Genomic DNA, 18,553 nt, shown 5'->3' with positions numbered 1-18,553 from the left:
ATCGCGGTGATCGGGCAGGGTCCCGCGGGCTGATGAGAGGCGTCTCATCTGCCCGTCACGCAACCCTCACATCCGCGGGGTGAACTCGTCTGCATGCCCAGGAGCAGCGCGTGGGCCGGATCGCAGAAGGGGGACATCTCATGAGCACAGCCACCACCGCCCGTCCACTGGACGGCCTCCGCGGGGACGGTGCGCACCGTGGGGTGCCGGGTGCGCCGTCGTCGTCGCAGGAGCGGCCCGGCCGGGGTGGGCGGCGGCTGCGCGTCGCCCTCTACTCCCACGACGCCCTGGGGCTGGGGCACGTGCGCCGCAACCTGGCCATCGCCCGGGCCCTGGGCGCCGTCGAGCCCGCGCCGGACATCCTCCTGCTCACGGGCGCACCCGAGGCGGTCACCGCACACCGGCCCCCGCACTGCGACCTCGTCTCCCTGCCCGCGCTGAGCAAGGACGCCAACGGCGTCTACTCCGCCCGCCACCTCTCGGTCGGCGAGGCCCACATCCGCCACATGCGGCGCGCGATCCTCACCGCCGCCCTGTCCTCCTTCCGACCCGACGTGCTCGTCGTCGACAAGCACCCCCGCGGCTTCCTCGGCGAGCTCGAGCCGGCCCTCGACCTGCTCCGCGCCGCCGGCACCCGGATCGTCCTGGGTCTGCGCGACGTCCTGGACGATGCCGTCACCTCCCGCCGCGAGTGGCGCGCCGACCGTTCGTCGCAGGCGCTGCGCCGCTGGTACGACCGGGTGTGGGTCTACGGCGACCGCACCGTCCACGACCTCGGCGCCGAGCTCGACCTGCCGGCCGCGCGCACGGTCCACACCGGGTACCTCGCCGCCGGACGCGGCCCGGTCGAGCCCGTCACCCCGGTCGACGAGCCCTACGTCCTGGCGATGGTGGGCGGCGGCGCCGACGGTGCCGGGCTCGCCGAGGCCTTCGCCCGCACCCCGATGCCCGCCGGCCACCACGGCTACCTCGTCACCGGGCCGCAGATGCCCACCGGAGACGTGCGCCGCATCGTCCGGCTCGCCGCCGAGCGCCCCGACCTCACCGTCCGCACCTACGTCGACGACGCCGAGGCGCTCATCGGCGGAGCGTCCGCCGTCGTCGCCATGGGCGGGTACAACACGGTGTGCGAGGCGCTCGCGCTGGGCGTCCGGCTGCTCGTCGTGCCGCGTGTCAGCCCGCGCCGCGAGCAGCTGGTGCGCGCCGAGCTGCTCTCCGCCGCCGGCAAGCTCGACCACCTCGTCCCGGACCAGCTCAGTCCCGCTGCGCTCGAGGCCTGGCTCGCGTCCGCCGTCGGGAGCGGCCCGCCCGAGGGCGGCACCGCCGTCGACCTCGACGGCCTCGCCCGCCTCCCCCACATGCTCGCCAGCCTCGTGACCACGAAGGAGAACACCGATGTCGCCTGAGCGGATCGGCTACGTGCTGAAGATGTACCCGCGCTTCTCCGAGACCTTCATCGTCTCCGAGCTGCTCGGCCGGGAGGCGCGCGGCGCCGACATCGAGGTGTTCTCCCTGCGCCCGCCCGTCGACCCGCGCTTCCACAGCGCGCTCTCCGAGGTCCGCGCACCGGTCACCTACGTGCCCCGCCCCCGCAAGGTCGACGAGCTGTGGACCGCGCTGCGCCAGGCCGAGCCCGAGCTGCCGCTGCTCCACCGGGCACTGCCCGAGCTGCTCGCCGCCGAGGCGTCCGACGCTGCGCAGGCGCTCGAGCTCGCCGTCGTGGTCGTGCGCCGCGGGATCACCCACCTCCACGCCCACTTCGCCTCGCTCGCCACCACGGTGGCGCGGCTCACCTCGCTGCTCACCGGCGTGCCGTACTCCTTCACCGCGCACGCGAAGGACATCTTCCACTCGTCGGTCGACCCGGCGGACCTGCACCGCAAGATCGCCGGCGCCCACCACGTCGTGACGATCAGCGACTACAACGAGCGGCACCTGCGGGGCACCTACCCCGAGGCCGTCTCCGCGACCCGCCTGCACCGCGTCTACAACGGGCTCAACCTGGCCCACTTCCCCTTCGCGGCGTCGGGCGACGACGGCGGGGCGGACGTCGTCGCCGTCGGTCGCCTCGTGGAGAAGAAGGGTTTCGACGTCCTCGTCGACGCGATCGGCTACCTCCGTGACGCGGGCCGGCCGGTGCGGACGCGGATCGTCGGCGGCGGGGAGAGGGAGGCCGAGCTGCGCGCCCGGGTCGCGGCGCTGGGGCTGGCGGAGCTCGTCGAGCTCACCGGCCCGCTCCCCCAGCACGAGGTCCGCGAGCAGGTCGCCGCGGCCGGCGTGTTCGCCGCCCCGTGCGTCGTCGGGTCCGACGGCAACGCCGACGGCCTGCCCACCGTGCTCCTGGAGGCGATGGCCCTGGGCACCCCGTGCATCTCGACCGACGTCACCGGCATCACCGAGGCCGTCCGCCACGAGGTGACGGGCCTGGAGGTCCCCCAGCACGACGCCGTGGCACTCGCGCAGGCGATCGTCCGACTGCTCGACGACCGTGCCCTGCGTTCCCGGCTGACCCGCGCCGCCCGTGAGCTCGTCGAGCGGGAGTTCGACACCCGCCGCCAGGTCGAGGCCCTCGAGCAGGCGACCCGCGCCGGCAACAACTCCGCTCTCGGCGAGGAGGGAAGCGTCGCCCCCACCCCCTCCCTCGACGCAACCCCCTCCCCCTCCCCCGACGCCGCCCCCTCCCTCGCCGACAGCGGAGTTCTTGCAGGGCAGGTGCACTGATGCGGATCGCCTACGTCTGCGCCGACCCCGGGATCCCGGTCTTCGGCACCAAGGGGGCCTCCGTCCACGTCCAGGAGGTCCTGCGGGTGCTGCTCGAGGCCGGCCACCGCGTCGAGCTGTTCTGCCGCCGCACCGACGGCGAGCCGTGGCCCGCCGCGGCCAGCGCCCGGACCGCCGGCCGACTCACCGTCCACGAGCTCGGCCGCATCCGGGGAACCGACGTCGCCGACCGTGAGCGGCGCGCCATGGCCGCCGACCGTGAGCTCCGCGCCGCCCTCGAGGCCGCCGGTCCGTTCGACGCCGTCTACGAGCGCTACTCCCTGTGGAGCACCGCCGGGACCGCCTACGCCCGCGACCACCGGGTCCCCGCGGTCCTCGAGGTCAACGCCCCGCTGCCGGAGGAGCAGGCCCGCCACCGTGGCCTGGTCCACGCCGCGGAGGCCCGCGCCGTCGTCCGGGAGGCCTCCCGGGACGCGAGCGTCGTCGTCTGCGTCTCCGAGCCCGTCGCCGGCTGGCTCCGCGCCGAGCTCGCTGCCGCGGGCACCCTGCCCGGGCACGCGCCGCGTGTCGTCGTGGAGGGCAACGGCGTCGACGTCACCCGCGTCCTCCCCGCCCTCACGCCCACCGACCGGCCGTTCACGGTCGGCTTCGTCGGGACGCTCAAGCCGTGGCACGGGACCGAGACCCTGCTCGAGGCGCACGCCCTGCTGCGTCGCTCCGTGCCCGACGCCCGCCTGCTGCTCGTCGGCGACGGACCGCAGGCCGCTGCGTTGCGCGAGCAGGCTGCCGGTCTGGGCACCGCGGACGCCGTCGAGATGACCGGCGCCGTCGCCCCCGTCGACGTCCCCGCCCACCTCCACCGGATGGACGTCGCCACCGCGCCGTACCCGGAGGCGGGTGAGGGCTACTTCTCCCCGCTCAAGGTCTACGAGTACATGGCCGCGGGCCTGCCCGTCGTCGCCTCCGCCGTCGGGCAGCTCCCCGAGGTGCTCGACCACGCCCGCACCGGCTTCCTCGTCCCGGGCTCCGACCCGACGGCGCTGGCCGCGATGCTCCACGTCCTGTCGGCGGACCGGTGGCTGCGTGAGCGGGTCGGCGCGGCCGCACGGCAGCACGTCGTGGGGGGACACACGTGGACCCACGTCGTCGAGCGCACGTTCGCGGCGGGCGGCCTGCGTCTGTCCGTGCCGCTCGACGGGACGAGCGCCGGTGGCACGAGCCCCGCCCTCGAGGCGGTGGCCGGCTGATGGCTCGGACCACGCAGCCCGCCGCCGAGCTCAAGGCGGTCCTGCCCTCGCTGCGCCGCATCTACTCCTTCCTGCGTCCCCACCTGCGCCCGCACCGCAAGGTCGTCGTCGGCGGGTTCGTCGCCCTGTTCGCCGAGGTGGTCTTCCGGATCCTCCAGCCCTGGCCGCTGAGCTTCGTCATCGACGCCGTCGTCGCCCCCGGCGCCGCCCAGGACCCCGGCATCGTCCGGGTGCTCGTCCTGTGCGCCGTGGGCGTCGTGGCCATCGCGGGCCTCCGGGCACTGGCCGCCTACCTCATGACCGTGCTCTTCGCCCTGGCCGGGACGCGGGCGATGACCTCGGTGCGCGCCAAGGTCTACTCCCACGTCCTGCGTCTGTCGCTGCGCTTCCACGGCTCCGCCCGGGGCGGTGACCTCATCACCCGGCTCATCGCCGACGTCGGGCGGATGCGTGACGTCGCCACCACCGCCGCGATGCCGCTGCTCGGCAACGTCTTCACCCTCGTGGCGATGCTCGCCGTGATGGTCGTCCTCGACTGGCGCCTCGCGCTCGTCGTGCTCGCCGCCTTCCCGTTCTTCGCGATGTCCTCCTCGCGCTCCACCCGCAAGATCACCTCCGCCTCCCGGATCCAGCGCAGGCGTGAGGGTGACCTCGCCGGGGCGGCCGGTGAGTCGCTGGGCGCGATCAAGGTCGTCCAGGCATACTCGCTGGCCGACCGGCTCGAGGAGACCTTCGCGGCATCGAACAACCAGGAGCTCAAGGAGGGCGTCAAGGCCACCCGGCTCTCCGCGGCGCTCGAGCGCAAGACCGACGTCCTCGTCGGCATCGCCACCGGCGCCGTGCTCCTCGTCGGCGGGTGGTCGGTCGTGCGCGGCCACCTGACCCCTGGCGAGCTCGTCGTGTTCGTCCAGTACCTCAAGGGCGCCTTCAAGCCGATGCGTGACCTCGCCAAGTACACCGGGCGGATCGCCAAGGCGGCGGCCTCCGGCGAGCGCATCCTCGACCTCATGAACACCGAGCAGGACGTCACCGACTCCGCGAAGGCGCACACGATCAAGCGCCTCGCCGGGGAGATCCGCCTCGAGCACGTCACTGCGTCCTACACCGGCACCGACAGGGCGCTGGACGACGTGTGCGTGCGCATCCAGCCCGGCAGGAAGGTGGCCGTCGTCGGTCACTCCGGGTCGGGGAAGTCGACCCTCGCCAGCCTGCTGCTGCGGCTGCAGGACCCGGTGAGCGGCGCCGTCAAGCTCGACGGGCACGACCTGCGCGACGTCACGTTGGAGTCGCTCCGGTCCCACATCGCCGTCGTCCTGCAGGAGTCGGTGCTCTTCCAGGGCACCATCGCGGAGAACATCGAGATGGGCCGCCCGGGAGCCACCCCGCAGGAGGTCGAGGACGCCGCCACGGCCGCCAACGCCCACGAGTTCATCTCCCGGCTGCCCGACGGGTACCAGACGATGGTCGGCGAGCGCGGCGAGACGCTCTCCGGTGGCCAGCGCCAGCGCATCGCCATCGCCCGCGCCATGCTGCGCGACGCCTCGATCATCATCCTCGACGAGGCGACGGCCGGCCTGGACCCGAAGAACTCCGCCGAGGTGCTCGAGGCGATCGACCGGCTCGCCGCAGGTCGCACGACCGTCGTCATCACCCACACCCTGGCCGACGCCGTCGACTGCGACGAGGTCGTGGTCCTCGAACGCGGACGCGTCGTGGAGCACGGCCGGCCGCGCGAGCTGCTGGCCACGGCGGGCTCGCGCCTCACCATGCTCGACCCCGAGCGGCACCGCCGGCTCGTCGCCGTGCCCGACCCCGGTCCGGCCGAGAAGGAGACCCATGATCGACGTCGCATCGGCTGACGACCGCCTCGCCGCCACCGACCCGCTGATCCCGGGTCTGCGCGAGGTGCTGGCCCCGCTCGGACTGGTCCGGCGGCTCGCCCCCGGCTGGGGCGCCGTCGACGCCCGCGTCACCTACCTGCGCTACAAGCCGGGCACCTCGCTCGTCGCCGCGCTCGTGCTCACCGACGACGACGGCGGGACCTCCTTCGCCCAGGCGCTCGCCCTCGGTCGCGCCGCACCGGGCAAGCTCACCAAGGTGCGGCGCGCCGGCGACGCCGACGACGTCGGTCGCGGGGCGGTCCTCGACGCGGAGCGCGGGCTCGCCCTCACCGACGTCACGGCCGACCGGCACCTCCCCGGGGCCCGCCGGGTGCTCCGGCACGCCGACGACGTCGTGACCTCCCTGGTCTACAAGCCGGGTCGCCGGTGGGTGGCCCGGGTGGACCGTCCGGGTGAGGTCCCGGCCCTGGTCAAGGTGCACCGCCCGGCGACGGTCCCCGCGCTGCGCGCCGGCTACGAGGCGCTGCACGGTCTGCCGGTGTCCGGCCTGACCGCGGTGCACGGCCGGCGCGGGACCGTCACGAGCCCCTGGGTGCCGGGAGTGCCGCTGGACCGGCTCGCCGGGCCCGGCGCCGCGGGCCTGTGGGCGGGGGCCGGCAGCGTGCTGGCCGAGATCCACCGCCGGCCGCCCGCCGGCGGTCTCGTGCAGGTGGACCGCGCTGCCGCCCTGGCTGCCTCGGTCGCCGCGGTACGCGCGGTGGCTCCGGACCTCACGGACGACGCCCGGGCCGTCGCCGAGCGGCTGCGCGTCGTCCTCGGGGACCAGGAGCTGGTGCGGGTGGTGCACGGGGACTTCTCCGCCGACCAGGTCATTGTGCGGCCCGACCTGGCCGCTGCGACCGGTGCGGCCGTGACCGAGCCGGCCGCGGCCGGCCAGCCGGAGGTGACCGTCGTCGACCTCGACCGCGTCGGGCTCGACGACCCGGCTGCCGACCTGGCGTCCTGGTACGGAGAGCTGGTCGCTGCCGGCGCCCGTCCGGGGGACCCGCGCGAGGTGCTCGCCCCGCTGCTCGCGGGGTACGCCACCGCCGGTGGACCGGCCGACCTCGGACGCCTGCAGCCGCACTGCGCGATGGCGGTGCTGCAGCGCGCCGCGGAGCCGTTCCGCCGGCACCTGCCGGACTGGCCGGAGCGAGTGGCTCACCTCGTGGCCGTGGCGAAGGAGCTGACCGCATGAGCGCCCCCACTGATCCGCGGGCCGGCTACCCGGCGGTCGGCGGGCCGATCACGACCGGCGGCGACTCGGCCGGTGCGGTCGCCGCTACCGACGGCGCACGAGCCCGCCGCGGGAGGCAGGCAGACGCTGACACGCCCCGCCGGATCCCGGACGTCGTCGCCGACGACGAGAGGCGGTACGCGCTGACGCGAGCGTGGCCGCGGGGCCGGGACCACGCGCTGGCGGAGCTCACTGCCGGGGACGGCACGACGGTCGCGGCCCAGTGGTTCGCGGACCCGGACGCCCTGGCCGCCGTCGCCGCGGAGGCCCCCACCCCCGCGCGGGTGGTGGGCGACATGCTCCTCCAGCCCGCCGGTGCCGACGCCCGCCTCCGCGCCCTGCCCGAGGTCCTTGCCGAGAGGGGCGCCGGCCTGGTCGCCCACCGCCCGGGCCGCCGCGCCGTCGTGCGGGTTGCCGACGACCAGGGCGCGAACGTCGAGTTCGTCAAGGTCGTCCGCGCGAGCAGGGGCACGGACCTCGCCCGCCGTGGCGGCCTGGTCGCCTCCCTCGTCGGGGACGACGTGCCCGTGCCGCGGCTGCGCGACGGGTCGGAGCCGGAGCGCGGTGTGCTGCGCTGGAGCGTGGTCCCGGGCCGCACCCTGCACGACCTCGGCGCCGCCGAGGAGTGGTCCGTGGAGGAGGCGCGCACGGCGTGGATCGCCGCGGGACGCGCCGTCGCGCGGCTGCACGCGGCACCCGCCGCGCTGGTGACCGCGCGGCACCGCGCCACCGACGAGCTCGACGCTCTCGCCGCCTGGCTCCACCCGGCCGTGTCCCACGGCCTGCTCGACGCCGACCTCGTCGCCCGGGCCGGCGAGCAGGTGACCGCGGAGCTGGAGACCGGTGACGCCCCCTCGGCGCTCGGTGTGCTCCACCGCGACCTCCACGACAAGCAGCTGCTGCTCGACGCGGGTGCCGTCGGCATCATCGACGTCGACACCCTCGCCGTCGGTGAGCGTGCACTGGACGTGGCGAACCTGCTCGTCCACCTCGAGCTCCGGCAGGCGCAGGGTCTGCTGACGGACGAGCGGGCCGCAGCCGCGCGCGAGGGCTTCCGCTCCGGGGTGGGCGCCGACGAGCTGCCGGACGCACGGCTCGCTGCGTACGTCCGTGCCACGCGGCTGCGCCTGGCGGGCGTCTACGCCTTCCGCCCCCGGTGGCGGTCCGTGGCGAGGGACTTCCTGCGCCGGGCAGCCGTCGGCTGACCGTCGCCGACCGTGTGGCAGCGCGGCTGCGACGGTGGCGCTGGCTCGCCTCGACGCATGCTCAGCCCGGCACGCCGGACGCCGAGGTGGAGATGCTGAGCGATGTCGCGTCGATCAGGTCGCGCACCGCGTCGCGGCTGCCGGAGACGCGGACGTCCGGCAGCTGCTCGAGGGGGACGCCGGCGATCACGCAGGCCTTCCAGTCACGGGTCGTCGCGCACACCTGCGCAACGGTCGGTCGGGTCCCGGGTGACCGGTCGATGGTGGTGGCTTCCGCGGACATCGTGGCCACGTACGTCGCCGGCTGTCCGTCCCGGCGCCTGGAGTCCGTGAGGACCAGCTCCACCCGACGCTCGTCCGGACCTCTGGAGGCCGGCCGTGCGTGCGCGCGCATCGCGAGCACGACCGTGTCGGGGCTCATGTCGGCCTCGAGGGGCAGGGCGGGCGAGGTCACGGCCCACAGTGAGAGTGCCGTGTTCACGGCTTCCAGCCCGTAGCCCCAGTCGGTCAGCTCGTAGACGTCGATGCGGCCCGGCCCCGGCAACCGCCGTCGCTGCGCGATGCCGCCGGCCTCGAGGTCGTGCAGGCGCTGGGTCAGGACCCCGGGGCCGATGCCGAGGACGTCTCGTTGGATGTCGGAGAAGCGCTTGGGGCCCAGCAGGAGCTCCCGGACGACGATCATCGTCCACCGTTCGCCGATCAGGTCGAGCGCGTGCGCGGCGGCGCAGCCGTCGTTGTACGAACCGTAGGAACGTCGAGACGCCATTGACACATGCTACTACCACTACCGTAGTGTTCACTTCGATATCTGTAGTGACGAGCACTGTCGGGCGACCGACCTCGAGAGGGAGAGCCACCATGCGAGCCTCGGCAGCGGCGACCTGGCACGCGGTGCACGCCGAGAGGCGGCGGCTCGTCGCGGATCTCGCCGACCTGCGCGACGACCAGTGGCGCCTTCCCTCGCTCTGCCCCGGCTGGGACGTCCACGACGTCCTGGCACATCTCGTGGACACGGCGCGAACCGGGCGTGCGGCCTTCGTCCGTGAGCTGGTGATGGCGCGCCTGGACTTCGACCGCGCGAACGAGAACGGCATCGTCCGGCACAGGCAGCGGGACCCGCGGGACACGCTCGCGGCGCTCGAGGAGGCCAGTGGGCTGACGCGAACCCCACCGGCGCGTCTCGACACCCGTCTGGTCGAGGCCATCGTGCACGGTGAGGACATCCGCCGACCGCTAGGGATCACCGGGCGGTACCCGCGGCCCGCGGTCGTGCGGGCGCTCGTCCACCAGCTGCGCACGCCCGTGTCGTTCGGCGGCGGGCGTGAGCGCGCTGCCGGTCTGCGACTCATCGACCGGAGGACCGGGGTGTCGTGGGGACACGGCGAGGACGTGGAGGCCGACACGATCGACCTGCTGCTCGCCGTCTCCGGACGGCGGGTGATCCCGGAGCGTCTCACCGGACGCGGAGCGTCACGGCTGGGCGGCACCGCACACGGCACGTCGGCGTCCGGAGAGGCATCCCACCGATGACACGAGAGTCGAGGAGCGTGGCGAGAGCGCGGGAGCACCGGCTGTGGACACTGGTCCGGGCCGAACGCTCAGCACTGGCAGCGGACCTGTCGACCCTCGGTCCGGAGCAGTGGCGACACCGGACCCTGTGCGGGGAGTGGGACGTCGAGCAGGTCGTCGCCCATCTCACGGCGGCCGCCAGCCTGAACCGGTGGCAGTGGCTGCGGAGCATGGTCGGCGCGCGCTTCCGGCCCGCCGTGCACAACCGGCGGCGGCTGGCCGAGCACCGCGGCGAGAGTCCCGCCGCCACGCTCGACCGGTTCCGGGCCGTGATCGGCAGCACCACCGCACCGTCCGGCCACACCGCGGCCTACCTGGGCGAGGTCGTCGTGCACGGCCAGGACATCCGCTGGCCGCTGCGCCTGCCTCGGTCACCAAGCGTCGAGGCACTGACACCCGTGGCCGAGTTCTTCGCGCGGCGCGACTTCACCGTCGCCAGCCGCACGCACGGTGCCGGTCTCCGCCTGCGGGCGGACGACGGGCCGTTCGTGGCGGGATCCGGCCCGCTGGTCACCGGCTCCACCCTCGCCCTGGTGATGAGCATGGCCGGTCGCGCGCCCTACGTCGACCGCCTGGACGGGCCTGGGGTCCCGGTCCTGCGGGCACGCCTGCACGGCACCGCACCCTGACCGCACTCAGCACCCGCGAGGACCTCGTCCTCGGGAAGGACACCATGACCGACGTCCCCCACGATCTCGACCACACCTTCACCGCGCCGATCGGAGTCGACATCAAGGGTGAGACCTGGCCCTGCGTCGAGATGCCCGGCTCGGCCGAGCTCTTCGGCACCAGGAGGAGCGTGCGGGTCGACGCGACCGTGGACGGCGTCCCGGTGCCCGACGTCGGGCTGATGGTCACCGGCCGCGGCGGACACATGCTCTCCCTCAGCGCCGCGATGCGTCGGCGCCTCGGCAAGGACCTCGGCGACGAGGTCACCGTCCACCTGCGACGACGCTTCCGCTGACGCGGCACGGCGGCGTCGTCGAGCATCGCCCTGGCACATCGCCCGCCCGGGACGTCTTCAGGGCGCTGTGTCCCGTCGCAGCCCTCAGGGCGAGTGGTCCGCGAGGAGGCCGGCGACGACGACCGCCTTGGACCTCGTGTACTCGTCCCAGCCCTGCGTCGTCCGCGCGGCGTGCTGCTTCGCGTCCAGGTAGACCCGCCGCGCGGAGTCGTCCCGGCGCAGCAGGTCACGGAAGGCGACGCGCCGGTTCCAGGCACGGCCACCGTGCTCGACCACGTGCACGACGTAGGCCCGGTCGTGCCGGTCGGGGGAGCTGAGCCAGCAGTGGTGCGCGAGCTCACCCTCGAGGTCGAGCCCCGCCGCGGCCAGCAGCCGCGCGGTGGGGGCGACGGCCGGGCCGTCGACCCCCACGAGCACGTCCACGACGTCCTTCGCCGGAAGGTCGGGGACGGCGGTCGAACCGATGTGCTCGAGCCGGGCACCGGGGACGACGGAGCCGAGCCACGACGCCAGCGTGGCGAAGCGCCGCGCCCACTCCTCGTCCTGGCTCGGTACCAGCGAGACGGCCTGCGTGCGCTCCATGGTCGAGATCCTCACACGGTTCCACCCGCCCCGGACGCCCGTGCGGCACCGGCCGGCTACCGGGGGCGGACCGCGTTCGCGGCGCGGGAGCGGGCGACGACGTCGGGCAGGACGGCCAGCACCGCGTCGACGTCCTCGTCGGTGCTCGTCCGTCCGAGGGAGAAACGCAGCGCCGAGCGCGCGAGATCGTGCGGGTAGCCCATGGCCACCAGGACGAAGGAGGCCTCCTGCACGCCGGCCTGGCACGCCGAGCCCGCCGAGGCGTTGACACCCGCGACGTCCAGCGCGAACAGGAGCGAGTCGGCGTCGGCGCCCTCGACCGTCAGGTGGGCGACGTGCGGCAGGCGCGGCGCGTCCCCTCCGGTGAGCCGCACCCCGGGCACCGCCGCGAGCGCACCGGCGACGAGGCGGTCGCGCAGCTCCGCCAGCCGCCGCGCCTCGCTCTCCCGGTCCGCGACGGCGAGCGTCACTGCCCGGGCGAGGGCGCGGGCGCCGGGCACGTCGAGGGTGCCGGACCGTACCCCGCGCTCCTGTCCTCCACCGTGGTGCACGGGAGCGAGCGGGAGGTCCCGGCGGGCGAGCAGTGCCCCGGTCCCCACGGGTCCGCCGAGCTTGTGCCCGGTGACGCTCATCGCGGCCAGGCCGCTCGCGGCGAAGCTCACCGGGAGGTAGGCGACGGCCTGGACCGCGTCGGAGTGGACCGGCGCGCCACCGGCCAGGGCGACGACCTCCTCGACGGGCTGCACCACACCGGTCTCGTTGTTCGCCCACATCACCGAGACCAGTGCGGGCCTCTCGCCCGCCCCGACGGCGGCCCGGACGGCGTCGAGGTCCGCGACGCCGTCGGCCGTGACGGGGAGGAGGGTGACGTCGGCGAGCCCGCGCTCGCCCAGCCAGGTCGCGGCGTCGAGCACGGCATGGTGCTCGATCGCGCTGACGAGCAGCCGGGGACACGGCGTGGGGTGCGCGTAGACGGCGCCCTTGACGGCGAGGTTGTCCGCCTCGGTCCCGCCGGAGGTGAACACGACCTCGGCCGGCTCCGCGCCGAGCGCGGCGGCCAGCTCCTCGCGGGCCTCCTCGAGGCGGCGGCGCGCGTCCCGGCCGGCCGTGTGGAGGGAGGAGGGGTTGCCGCCGCGGGTGAGCTCCTCGGCGTACACGTCGGCGACCTCCCGGCGGACGGGCGTCGTGGCGGCGTGGTCGAGGTAGGCCATGCGCACGAGTCTACGAACCGCCGACGACGACGCGCGGCCCGGCCGGCACCGCACCCCGCTCGCTCCCAGGAAGAGCGCTTAGGCTGACCCCCGTGCCGCCGGGGAGCGGCACGAACGACCTTCCAAAGGACATCTCCGTGCGCCGATCCGCCACTGCCACCACCGCTGCCGCCCTGGCCGCCCTCCTGTTCCTCGCCGGCTGCTCCGGCGACGGCGGGGACGCCGACCCGGCCGGCACCCCCACCGAGGCCGCCACCGACGCGTCGGGCGAGCCCACCGAGGCCGCGACCGGCGAGCCGACGGGGAACGCCGCGGAGGATGTCGCCGCGCTGGAGAGCATCACCGTCGAGGGCGAGCCCGGCGCCGCACCCACCCTGACCTTCGAGCAGCCGCTCAACGTCGGCGGACAGGCGGCCGTCCTCGCCTCCCCCGGTGACGGCGAGACACTCGAGGAGGGCCAGCTGCTCGTCGTCAACTTCGTCCAGGTCAACGGCGAGAACGGCGAGGTGCTCGACTCCACCTACGAGACCGACGGCCAGCCGCTCGTCATCAGCGACCAGGTCACCGTGCCGGCACTCAACGACGTGCTCATCGGCCAGCAGGTCGGCGCCCGGGTGCTGTTCGCCAGCCCCACCCAGGCCGCCGCCGCGATCATGGCGATCGAGGTCCTCGACGCTCGCACGCGCGCCGAGGGCGAGCCGGTCGAGCTGCCCGAGGGCCTCCCGACCGTGACGCTCGCGGAGAACGGCGAGCCGAGCATCGAGCCCGTCGACGGCGACGCCCCGACCGAGCTCGTCACCGCCACCACCATCCGCGGTGAGGGCAAGGAGGTCGAGGCCGGCGACTACGTCCACGTCCAGTACAGCGGCTGGCTGTGGGACGGCACGGCCTTCGACTCCTCGTGGTCCCGCGGCGTCCCGTTCCCGCTGGAGGTCGGCGCGGGCCAGGTCATCGAGGGCTGGGACACCGGGCTCCTCGGCCAGACCGTCGGCAGCCAGGTGCTCCTCGTCATCCCCCCGGAGCTCGGCTACGGCGACCAGGACAACGGCACCATCCCGCCCGGGTCGACGCTCGTGTTCGTCGTCGACATCCTCCACGCCGCCTGACGCGCCGGGGCACCGCCCCGCGCCGTCGTCCCCGTCCGGGCCGCACGGCCGGTCGCGCTCACCGGCCGTGCGCCCGGGCGTCAGTTCCCGCGGTGGCGGCGCAGGGCCTCGATCGCCTGGGGCAGCACCTCGGTGACGTCCCCGACGACGCCGAAGTCGGCGATCTCGAAGATGGGCGCCTCGGGATCGGTGTTCACCGCGACGATCGTCTGGGAGGCCTGCATCCCGACGGTGTGGTGGACCGCGCCGGAGACGCCCACGCCGACGTAGAGCCGCGGGGCGATCGTCACGCCGGTCTGCCCGACCTGCGCGGAGTGCTCGCGCCACCCCTCGTCGGTGACGTCGCGCGTGGCGCCCACCGCGCCCCCGAGCAGCTCGGCGAGCTCCTCGACGGCGGCGAAGTCGCCCTCCGTCCCGCGGCCGCCGACGACGACGGTCTGCGCCTCGGTGAGCGGCACCTCCCCGGTGCGCGGGTACTCGGTGCGCTCGACGACGGTGACGGCGCGCGCCCGGTCGCTGAAGGTCACCGGCACCGTGGTCACCTCCGGGGCGCCGGCCTCCGCGGCGGGCGCGGCCTCGACGGCCGTCGCCCGCACGGCGATGACCGGCGTGCCGGTGGTCACGGTGCACACGGTGTCCCACGAGGCGGCGAAGACGGTCTTGCCCGCTGCCAGCGTGCCGTCCTCCCGTCGTTCCACCCCGTTCGCGTCGACGACGGCGCCCGAGCCGAGAGCGACGGCCAGCCCGGCGGCGAGCTCCTTGCCGGCATAGCTGGAGACGAGCAGCACCGCCTGGGGCGCGGCGGCCGCGACCACGGCGGCGACCGCCTCGGTGGCGACCGGCGCCAGCTGCGGCGTGAGGCCGGCGAGGTCCGGGAGGTACACGGCGGTGACTCCGAAGCGCCCGAGCTCCGCCCGCGCCGCCTCACCGGGCGCCTCCGTCCCCAGCCACACCGCCGCCACGGGCGCGCCGGCGGCGACGGCGCGCGCCGCCGTGAGCACCTCGGCGCTCGGCGCGGTGGGCATGCCCTCCTGGTGGTCGACGACGACGAGCACGGGTGCCTGGGTCATGGTGCCTTCCTGGGACGACGGGAGCGAGGGAGGGTCAGACGAGCCGGGTGGCGATGAGGAAGTCGGCGAGCTGCTGGCCGCCGTCGCCGGAGTCGGTGACGATCCGGCCCTGCTCACGGGCGGGCCGCGGCTCGGCGGACAGCACCGCCGTCGTCGGCGTCGGGGCGTCGATGCCGAGGTCCGCGAGCGCCCACGTGTCGACCGGCTTCTTGCGGGCCGCCCTGATCTCCTTGAACGCGGGGTAGCGCGGCTCGTTGGCCTGGTCGGTCACCGACACGAGCGCCGGCAGTGGCGCCTCGAGCACCTCGGCGGCGTCCCCGATCTCCCGGCGGACCCGCACGCGCCCACCGGTCACCGTGAGCTCGCTGGCCAGGGTGAGCTGCGGCAGGTCGAGCAGCCCGGCCAGGGCGGTGGGCAGCATGGAGGTGAGGCCGTCGAGCGAGGCCATGCCGGTGACGACGAGGTCGACCGGCGCCTCGGCCTGCAGCGTGCGCACGGCGGCGGCCAGCACGCGGGCGGTGGCGACGACGTCGGCGCCGGCGAGCGCGTCGTCGGTCACGTGGACGCCGCGGTCGGCGCCCATCTGCAGCGCGCGCCGCACCCCGTCCTCGGCGTCCTCGGGGCCCATCGTCACGGCGACGACCTCACCGCCGTGCTCCTCGACGAGGCCGACGGCCGCTTCGACGGCGTTCTCGTCGAGCTCGTTCAGGACGTCGTCGATGCCGCGGACGGTGTGGCCGGTGTCGTCCAGAGCACGGTCGGACTGGACATCGGGGACATGCTTGACGCACACGACGATCCTCATGCCCCCAGCCTGCCACCTCCTGTGCCCGGACGCCGAAAGCGGTCGTCCTCAGAACATGAGAGATTGGCGGCGCGGCAAATGTCACGTGCGTGCCGCCCACCGCGCCCCCGTCGAAGTGAGAGCATTGGCCCACCATGAGTAGGACCGCCTCCTCCCTTCGCACGAGCTCCGCGCGCGGTGTCGCCCAGCGGGTGACCGACCGCCCCCTGGCGCTCGGCGCGCACCTGCGCGACGGAGGTGTCGACGTCGCCGTCGTCGCCTCCCACGCCACCGCCGTCGACCTGTGCCTCCTCGACGAGGACCCCTCCGCGGCCACCGGCTTCGCGGAGCGTCGCTACGCGCTGCGCCGCTCCCGTCACGGCGTGTGGCAGGGGCACGTGCCGGGCGTCGGCGCCGGGCAGCGCTACGGGTTCCGCGTCCACGGCCGCTGGGACCCCAGGTCGGGCCTGCGGCACAACCCCGCCAAGCTCCTCCTCGACCCCTATGCGCGCGGCGTCGCCGGCGACTTCCACCTCGCGCCGGAGGTCTTCGGCCACGCGGTGGACGAGGACCTCGCCCCGGTGGGCGGCTGGCAGCGCAACGACCTCGACTCCGCCGGGCACGTGCGCCACGGGGTGATCCTCGACGACGTGCTGCCCGTTCCGGCCGACAGCCGCCCCCACGTGCCGTGGGAGAGCACCGTCATCTACGAGGCGCACGTCCGCGGCCTCACCCGGCAGCTGCCCGGTGTGCCCGAGCACCTGCGCGGCACCTACGCCGGCCTGGCCCACCCGACGACGATCGCGCACCTGCGCTCGCTGGGCGTCACCGCCGTCGAGCTGCTGCCGATCCACGCGATGGGCGACGAGCCCTTCCTCCTCGAGCGCGGGCTGACGAACTACTGGGGCTACAACACCCTGGGCTTCCTCGCCCCCGAGCCGAGCTACGCCACCCGCGCCGCGCAGGAGGAGGGCCCCGCCGCGGTCCTCGACGAGGTCCGCGGCATGGTGCACCTGCTCCACGAGGCCGGTATCGAGGTGCTCCTCGACGTCGTCTACAACCACACGTGCGAGGGTGGCGACGGCGGCCCCACGCTCTCCTGGCGCGGCCTGGACAACACCGAGTACTACATGCACGACGGCGTGCGCCCGGCCCACATGGTCGACGTCACCGGGACGGGCAACTCGCTGGACTTCCGCCGCACGCGCGTCGTCCAGCTCACCCTCGACTCGCTCCGGTACTGGGTCAAGGACATCGGCGTCGACGGCTTCCGCTTCGACCTCGCCACCACCCTGGGGCGCAACGGTGCCGAGTTCACCGCCCACCACCCCTTCTTCGTCGCGCTGGCCACCGACCCGGTCCTCTCCCAGGTCAAGCTCATCGCCGAGCCGTGGGACGTCGGACCGGGCGGCTGGCGGACCGGGGAGTTCCCCGCGCCGATGGCGGACTGGAACGACCGTTTCCGCAACGCCGTGCGGACCTTCTGGCTCAGCGACCCGGCGACGGGCGTCGCCGGGGGCACCGGTGAGGACCTGCGCGAGCTCGCCACCCGGCTGGCGGGCTCCGCCGACCTCTTCGCCCGCGGCACCGCTCCGGGCGGGCGCGGGCCGCTCGCGAGCATCAACTACGTCACGGCTCACGACGGCTTCACCCTGGCCGACCTCGTGACCTACAACCTCAAGCACAACGAGGCCAACACCGAGGACAACCGCGACGGCAGCGACGACAACCGGTCGTGGAACCACGGCGTCGAGGGGCCCGTCGAGCCGGTCGGGGCCGATGACCCGCGCGGCGGTCCGGGCGACGCCGCGATCTGGGCCGGGCAGGCGCCCCGCGCCCACGAGCGCGGCGGGGACATCCTCATCGGCCGGCGACGGTCCATGCGCAACGTCCTCGGCACGCTGCTGCTCTCGGCCGGGACGCCGATGATCACCGCGGGTGACGAGCTCGGCCGTTCCCAGTTCGGCAACAACAACGCCTACTGCCAGGACAACGAGATCTCCTGGGTCGACTGGGAGCTGCGCCCCTGGCAGGAGGAGCTGCTCGCCACCACGCAGCACCTGCTGCACCTCCGGCGCGAGCACCCCGTCCTGCACCCGGACGTCTTCGCCAACGGGCACACGGCGGACGGGGACGTCATCCCCGACCTGTCCTGGTACCGCCAGGACGCCGCGGAGATGGACCCCGGGGACTGGCACAACGCCGACATCCGCGTGCTGCAGATGCTGCGCTCGGGCTGGTCGGTCGGGGACTGTGACGCCCTCCTCGTGCTCAACGGCTCGCTCGACGAGCAGGCCGTCACGCTGCCCGAGGGAGCGGGCGCCGACTACGTCCTCGCCTGGGACTCCGTGTGGGAACGGCCGGACGACACCGCCGCCACCGCGGAAGCCCTGCAGCCGGGCGCACGCACCACGATGGAGCCGCTGACCCTGCGCCTCTACCTCGCCCGCCGCTGAGGCACACCGCCGCCGACGCACCGTCGTCCGCCGAGGGCCGGGTCGTTCGCGCGGACGACCGTCCCCCTGCCCCGGACGTACCCACTGAGGGACAATCCGGTCATGGAGCGGCTCACCGGTGAGGCACGCGACCGCGTGCGGGCGACCAGCCTGTGGCTGGTCGCTGCCGTCACGGTCGCGGGCGTCATCATCGCCATCTTCGGGATCGTCATCGGCTTCGCCGAGGTTCGGGTGGTGCCCAGCGCCGTGGTCGACGTGTCGCCGGACGGGCTCGAGCTCACCGTGGAGTACCCGCACAGCTCGTGCCAGTTCCCGGCCGGCGTGGACGTCGAGGAGGGCGCCGACGTCGTCGTCATCACCGCTCGGGTGAGTGAACGGACGCCGATGCGAGGACGCAGCTGCAGGGCCGAGGCCGTCGCCGTCCAGGAGACGGTCGTCCTGGAGACCCCTCTCGGTGAGCGGGAGCTCAGGACGAGCGGCACCACGGGCTGACGACGCGCCCGGCGACGACGTGCCGGCCC

17 protein-coding genes are annotated in these 18,553 nt (G+C 74.6%); 12 read left to right on the top strand and 5 right to left on the bottom strand.

Annotated elements, in window-relative coordinates; translation table 11 throughout:
* Window positions 1-140: 140 nt before the first annotated feature.
* Genes VR894_RS03085 through VR894_RS03060 form a run of 6 tightly spaced genes read left to right on the top strand, consistent with a single transcriptional unit; the run spans window position 141 to window position 8,290 of the window.
* Window positions 141-1,406: a glycosyltransferase family protein gene (locus VR894_RS03085; protein WP_324649837.1), complete on the top strand. Its 1,266-nt coding sequence runs from the start codon at window positions 141-143 to the stop codon at window positions 1,404-1,406.
* Entirely contained in the window at window positions 1,396-2,721 is a 1,326-nt protein-coding gene (locus VR894_RS03080) for a glycosyltransferase family 4 protein (RefSeq protein ID WP_324649836.1), read from the top strand. Before VR894_RS03085 ends, VR894_RS03080 begins: the two co-directional genes overlap by 11 nt.
* On the top strand, window positions 2,721-3,968 hold the full coding sequence (locus tag VR894_RS03075) for a glycosyltransferase family 4 protein (RefSeq protein ID WP_324649835.1): 1,248 nt from the start codon (window positions 2,721-2,723) through the stop codon (window positions 3,966-3,968). The genes VR894_RS03080 and VR894_RS03075 overlap by 1 nt, the downstream gene beginning before the upstream one ends.
* Window positions 3,968-5,827 carry an ABC transporter ATP-binding protein gene (locus VR894_RS03070; RefSeq protein ID WP_324649834.1) on the top strand — a complete coding sequence of 620 codons (1,860 nt, stop codon included), beginning with the start codon at window positions 3,968-3,970 and terminating at the stop codon, window positions 5,825-5,827. The genes VR894_RS03075 and VR894_RS03070 overlap by 1 nt, the downstream gene beginning before the upstream one ends.
* The gene (locus tag VR894_RS03065) at window positions 5,805-7,046 is read left to right on the top strand and encodes a hypothetical protein (protein ID WP_324649833.1); all 1,242 of its coding nucleotides are present in this window, start codon (window positions 5,805-5,807) and stop codon (window positions 7,044-7,046) included. The genes VR894_RS03070 and VR894_RS03065 overlap by 23 nt, the downstream gene beginning before the upstream one ends.
* Window positions 7,043-8,290, top strand: a complete 1,248-nt coding sequence (locus VR894_RS03060; RefSeq protein ID WP_324649832.1) for an aminoglycoside phosphotransferase family protein — start codon at window positions 7,043-7,045, stop codon at window positions 8,288-8,290. Before VR894_RS03065 ends, VR894_RS03060 begins: the two co-directional genes overlap by 4 nt.
* Before the next feature lie 61 nt (window positions 8,291-8,351).
* On the opposite strand, the gene VR894_RS03055 is transcribed toward VR894_RS03060, so the two are convergent.
* Window positions 8,352-9,056: a helix-turn-helix domain-containing protein gene (locus VR894_RS03055; RefSeq protein WP_324649831.1), complete on the bottom strand. Its 705-nt coding sequence runs from the start codon at window positions 9,054-9,056 to the stop codon at window positions 8,352-8,354.
* 92 nt (window positions 9,057-9,148) lie between these two features.
* Here VR894_RS03055 and VR894_RS03050 point away from each other — a divergent pair, with 92 nt between their 5' ends.
* The 3 genes from VR894_RS03050 to VR894_RS03040 are packed head-to-tail and all read left to right on the top strand — an operon-like array spanning window position 9,149 to window position 10,823.
* Entirely contained in the window at window positions 9,149-9,820 is a 672-nt protein-coding gene (locus tag VR894_RS03050) for a maleylpyruvate isomerase family mycothiol-dependent enzyme (RefSeq protein ID WP_324649830.1), read from the top strand.
* A 17-nt stretch (window positions 9,821-9,837) separates the two neighbouring features.
* The gene (locus tag VR894_RS03045; protein WP_324649829.1) at window positions 9,838-10,488 is read left to right on the top strand and encodes a maleylpyruvate isomerase family mycothiol-dependent enzyme; all 651 of its coding nucleotides are present in this window, start codon (window positions 9,838-9,840) and stop codon (window positions 10,486-10,488) included.
* Window positions 10,489-10,532: 44 nt separating this feature from the next.
* A complete protein-coding gene (locus VR894_RS03040; protein WP_324649828.1) occupies window positions 10,533-10,823 on the top strand; it encodes a DUF1905 domain-containing protein in 291 nt (96 codons plus the stop codon).
* 84 nt (window positions 10,824-10,907) lie between these two features.
* Here the strand turns inward: VR894_RS03040 and VR894_RS03035 are convergent, their stop codons facing one another.
* Complete coding sequence (locus VR894_RS03035; RefSeq protein WP_324649827.1) at window positions 10,908-11,405, bottom strand: GrpB family protein; 498 nt, start codon at window positions 11,403-11,405, stop codon at window positions 10,908-10,910.
* Between the two features lie 56 nt (window positions 11,406-11,461).
* The gene (locus VR894_RS03030) at window positions 11,462-12,616 is read right to left on the bottom strand and encodes a cysteine desulfurase family protein (RefSeq protein WP_324649826.1); all 1,155 of its coding nucleotides are present in this window, start codon (window positions 12,614-12,616) and stop codon (window positions 11,462-11,464) included.
* A gap of 137 nt (window positions 12,617-12,753) precedes the next feature.
* On the opposite strand from VR894_RS03030, the gene VR894_RS03025 reads away from it, so the two are divergent.
* Window positions 12,754-13,722: an FKBP-type peptidyl-prolyl cis-trans isomerase gene (locus VR894_RS03025; RefSeq protein WP_324649825.1), complete on the top strand. Its 969-nt coding sequence runs from the start codon at window positions 12,754-12,756 to the stop codon at window positions 13,720-13,722.
* Window positions 13,723-13,802: 80 nt separating this feature from the next.
* Here the strand turns inward: VR894_RS03025 and VR894_RS03020 are convergent, their stop codons facing one another.
* Window positions 13,803-14,792 (bottom strand): electron transfer flavoprotein subunit alpha/FixB family protein, encoded by a 990-nt coding sequence (locus VR894_RS03020; protein WP_324649824.1) that lies wholly within the window; start codon window positions 14,790-14,792, stop codon window positions 13,803-13,805.
* A 34-nt stretch (window positions 14,793-14,826) separates the two neighbouring features.
* Window positions 14,827-15,597: an electron transfer flavoprotein subunit beta/FixA family protein gene (locus VR894_RS03015; RefSeq protein ID WP_324649823.1), complete on the bottom strand. Its 771-nt coding sequence runs from the start codon at window positions 15,595-15,597 to the stop codon at window positions 14,827-14,829.
* Window positions 15,598-15,731: 134 nt separating this feature from the next.
* On the opposite strand from VR894_RS03015, the gene glgX reads away from it, so the two are divergent.
* Both glgX and VR894_RS03005 read left to right on the top strand, forming a co-directional pair.
* The gene (glgX, locus tag VR894_RS03010; protein ID WP_324649822.1) at window positions 15,732-18,032 is read left to right on the top strand and encodes a glycogen debranching protein GlgX; all 2,301 of its coding nucleotides are present in this window, start codon (window positions 15,732-15,734) and stop codon (window positions 18,030-18,032) included.
* Between the two features lie 102 nt (window positions 18,033-18,134).
* Window positions 18,135-18,524: a hypothetical protein gene (locus VR894_RS03005; protein ID WP_324649821.1), complete on the top strand. Its 390-nt coding sequence runs from the start codon at window positions 18,135-18,137 to the stop codon at window positions 18,522-18,524.
* Window positions 18,525-18,553: the final 29 nt, after the last annotated feature.

Source organism: Georgenia sp. H159 (assembly GCF_035607575.1).
In the GTDB taxonomy this organism is placed as follows: domain Bacteria; phylum Actinomycetota; class Actinomycetes; order Actinomycetales; family Actinomycetaceae; genus Oceanitalea.
The sequence above is the reverse complement of the archived record's forward strand: the minus strand, read 5'-3'. Positions and strand labels throughout refer to the sequence as shown.

What these genes read in the sequence shown, in the direction of transcription:
- VR894_RS03085 (WP_324649837.1), top strand. Translation starts at nt 141, where the DNA reads ATGAGCACAGCCACCACCGCCCGTCCACTGGACGGCCTCCGCGGGGAC.
- VR894_RS03080 (WP_324649836.1), top strand. Translation starts at nt 1,396, where the DNA reads ATGTCGCCTGAGCGGATCGGCTACGTGCTGAAGATGTACCCGCGCTTC.
- VR894_RS03075 (WP_324649835.1), top strand. Translation starts at nt 2,721, where the DNA reads ATGCGGATCGCCTACGTCTGCGCCGACCCCGGGATCCCGGTCTTCGGC.
- VR894_RS03070 (WP_324649834.1), top strand. Translation starts at nt 3,968, where the DNA reads ATGGCTCGGACCACGCAGCCCGCCGCCGAGCTCAAGGCGGTCCTGCCC.
- VR894_RS03065 (WP_324649833.1), top strand. Translation starts at nt 5,805, where the DNA reads ATGATCGACGTCGCATCGGCTGACGACCGCCTCGCCGCCACCGACCCG.
- VR894_RS03060 (WP_324649832.1), top strand. Translation starts at nt 7,043, where the DNA reads ATGAGCGCCCCCACTGATCCGCGGGCCGGCTACCCGGCGGTCGGCGGG.
- VR894_RS03055 (WP_324649831.1), bottom strand. Translation starts at nt 9,056, where the DNA reads ATGGCGTCTCGACGTTCCTACGGTTCGTACAACGACGGCTGCGCCGCC.
- VR894_RS03050 (WP_324649830.1), top strand. Translation starts at nt 9,149, where the DNA reads ATGCGAGCCTCGGCAGCGGCGACCTGGCACGCGGTGCACGCCGAGAGG.
- VR894_RS03040 (WP_324649828.1), top strand. Translation starts at nt 10,533, where the DNA reads ATGACCGACGTCCCCCACGATCTCGACCACACCTTCACCGCGCCGATC.
- VR894_RS03035 (WP_324649827.1), bottom strand. Translation starts at nt 11,405, where the DNA reads ATGGAGCGCACGCAGGCCGTCTCGCTGGTACCGAGCCAGGACGAGGAG.
- VR894_RS03030 (WP_324649826.1), bottom strand. Translation starts at nt 12,616, where the DNA reads ATGGCCTACCTCGACCACGCCGCCACGACGCCCGTCCGCCGGGAGGTC.
- VR894_RS03020 (WP_324649824.1), bottom strand. Translation starts at nt 14,792, where the DNA reads ATGACCCAGGCACCCGTGCTCGTCGTCGTCGACCACCAGGAGGGCATG.
- VR894_RS03015 (WP_324649823.1), bottom strand. Translation starts at nt 15,597, where the DNA reads ATGAGGATCGTCGTGTGCGTCAAGCATGTCCCCGATGTCCAGTCCGAC.
- glgX (WP_324649822.1), top strand. Translation starts at nt 15,732, where the DNA reads ATGAGTAGGACCGCCTCCTCCCTTCGCACGAGCTCCGCGCGCGGTGTC.
- VR894_RS03005 (WP_324649821.1), top strand. Translation starts at nt 18,135, where the DNA reads ATGGAGCGGCTCACCGGTGAGGCACGCGACCGCGTGCGGGCGACCAGC.